At 45.6% G+C, this 2,945-nt stretch carries 2 protein-coding genes; both read right to left on the reverse strand.

What is annotated here, in order from left to right:
- On the reverse strand, positions 1-1,258 hold a 1,258-nt coding region (locus tag Q0668_RS21780), incomplete at its 3' end, for a putative peptidoglycan glycosyltransferase FtsW (RefSeq protein WP_298868527.1).
- A gap of 243 nt (positions 1,259-1,501) precedes the next feature.
- Positions 1,502-2,608, reverse strand: coding sequence for a phospho-N-acetylmuramoyl-pentapeptide-transferase (gene mraY, locus Q0668_RS21785; protein WP_298868529.1), 1,107 nt, complete (start codon positions 2,606-2,608; stop codon positions 1,502-1,504).
- Positions 2,609-2,945: the final 337 nt, after the last annotated feature.

Consider the following 2,945-nt stretch of genomic DNA (forward strand, 5'->3'; position numbering starts at 1 on the left):
ACTCTTCTTCGTCGGACTCTTCTTCGTCGGACTCTTCTTCGTCGGACTCTTCTTCGTCGGACTCTTCTTCTAATGGTGCTGATTCTAAGACCGAATTATCTTCTTGATCGTTTTCAAGTTCGGAGTCAATACGGTCATTCTCCTCTGCAGGGGAACGCGTTAAACTGACAATAATGCCTAACGAAAGCAGACTTACCATCAAGTTTGTACCACCATAGCTAATCAGAGGATGCGAAATCCCTTTGGGAGGTACCATCGCTGTCACCACAGCAACATTGATGATCGCCTGTAAGACTAACTGCATCAATAACGTAAACCCGACAACATAGGCATACGATTTCTGATTTTGTAAGCGAATAATATTGAAGCCAGCCAGGAACAGCCCCAGCCACAAACCCACAATACCCAGCGTGCCAACCAGACCAAGTTCTTCACCTGCCACTGAGAATACAAAATCGGTATTTGCCTCTGGGAGAAAACTTAATTTCTGGGCACCTTTCCCCAAACCGGAACCGGTAATCCCCCCCGTTCCCAAAGCCATCAGAGATTGTTTCAATTGATAGGGAGCGGATTGCCAATTCGTCCAAGTATCGAGAAAGCCACTAATCCGCTTCAACTGATACGGTCGTAACGCCACAAACATCACCAGAACTGGAACGGTACCTAACACCCCCACAAGAAAGTTTCGTAAAGGCCAACCTCCCAAAAATAAAGCAATTGTCACACCGCCGACAAGGAATAGTGCCGTTCCCAAATCAGGTTGTCTCAATACCAGGGGTACAACTATTGCGATTGGTATTAATAAAGGAATTGTTCCTTTCAACCAATGATTCAGAGACCGTCGTCTTTGAACCATCAAACGTACTGTCAAAAGTGGCAGGGCTATTTTCGCTAATTCTGAAGGTTGTAATGAAACCGAACCAAATCTTAACCACCGCTGTGCGCCATTGACACGAGTACCAATTCCAGGGATCAGTACAAGAACCAGCAAGACAACGGTGCCCCAAAAGAGCAGGGGAGCACGATCAAACCAAAATCGGGCAGGCAGATAAGAAGCAATCGCTGACACGATAACTGCAATCGACAGAAAGGTTAAATGTTTCGATAAATAAACCTGCTCAAACTCAGTAGGCCAGGAGGTAATGCTGGCACTGTGAACCATCAGCACACCGATTCCCAATAGCGCACACGCCATTGAGATAAACAAGCTACGGTCATGATCTGGTTGCGATTGTGGCAACAGTGAGGCAGATTTCATATAGAAACTCTCATTGATCTCTGAGGATGGATATCAATGAAATCGACCTGTAATCCGATGTACCCTCAGCTCCAAATCCGTTGTCTATTCCCGATTTAGAAACATTCGGCAAGGATACGAATTTGCTGACAAAACCGTGATAACAGGCCTTTTCCCAATCCCATCACTTTTGCTGATAGGCAAATGCGGGATTACCAGAAAACTGAGTCACCTTTACCTGATCGTGATGTACCTGCCGGAGACTCAGGTTGCAATTTTTAAACTGGCAATTGCAATTATGGCCAGCAATGCAGAGCAAATCCAGAAACGGACCACGATTTTCATTTCATGCTGGCCTTTGAATAAAAAATGATTATGCAAAGGACTGCAGGCAAGAAGACGATTTCCTGTACGTCGAAACCAGGAAACTTGTAAGATGACGCTGAGCGTCTCTACCACAAAAACCCCTCCCGCAATCACCAGTAGAGCTTCCTGACGAATCACAAGTGCAGCTAAACCTAACAATGCCCCCAAAGGGAGAGACCCGGTGTCGCCCATAAAGACTTGAGCCGGATAACAGTTAAACCATAAGAAACCAAGGACCGCCCCGACCGCTGCTCCCAGAATAATACTCAATTCACCCGCACCAGGAATATAGGGCATCTGTAAATATTCAGCCATGACTTTGTGGCCTGCCAGATAAGTTAAACCGGCAAATGATGACCCTGCAAAAACCATACAACCGCTGGCCAGTCCGTCCAGACCATCAGTTAAATTCACAGCATTAGAGCTTCCCACCATTACCAGAATAGACCAGGGAATAAAGAATATTCCCAGGTAAAAAACCAAACGTGTTACAGGCATAATCAGATCTAAGCCCGAAGGTAAACTGGAATGATTAAAATATAATATTGTTCCCACAATGGCAGAAACGAAGACCTGAGTGATCAACTTCTGTCGCGGCTTTAACCCATTTTGAGTCGTGCTGAGTTTGACCCAGTCATCATAAGCACCCAGCAATGCAAAACCTGCTGCAGTTAGAATTCCAAGTTGAACATATCGATTTGAGAGATCGGCCCAGAGAAACGCTGAGATTAAAATGGAGCTGACAATGAAAATTCCTCCCATTGTAGGAGTCGAATTTTTCGAGGCATGGATTTCATTGAGTCTATCCGAAGCGCTGTCGACACGCTCACGAAATCGTTTTTCCAACCATCGAATCGCCAGGGGGCCCAAGAGAATCGCAATTAAAAACGAAGAAATACTGGCTAATACAATTCTCGCCGTCAGAAAGACACGCGAGTCACCAGTCGAAAGCACTTCGAGTTGTTCCAACAGTGGAGAGAATGTCTTCAACAACCAGATTACCATGCAGCTAATTTCTCGTTGCTAACTGGTTCCTACCAAAAAATGTAAGCACCGGACGTCGAGACCCCAATCCCGACGTCCGGAAATGATTCCACCATGCTACAGCATTGGAGTGATCGACCCAATTAATCACTAATTCCTGCGCTGATTTGTCCGCCGAAACGGACGCGCTTTGGATTCCCGCAAACCCGAAGCACACGGTGAAATCACAACTTTAAACACATGATATATTTTCCTCTGAATTCGCCTGCAAAAAGCCCTGTTTACGCACTTTATGTCTCAAGCTCGTAATTAGTTGCTCCATTCGCATACTTCGAGAGCCTTTTACTAGAATCACATC

This window comes from uncultured Gimesia sp., from assembly GCF_937910335.1.
Classification (GTDB): Bacteria; Planctomycetota; Planctomycetia; order Planctomycetales; family Planctomycetaceae; genus Gimesia.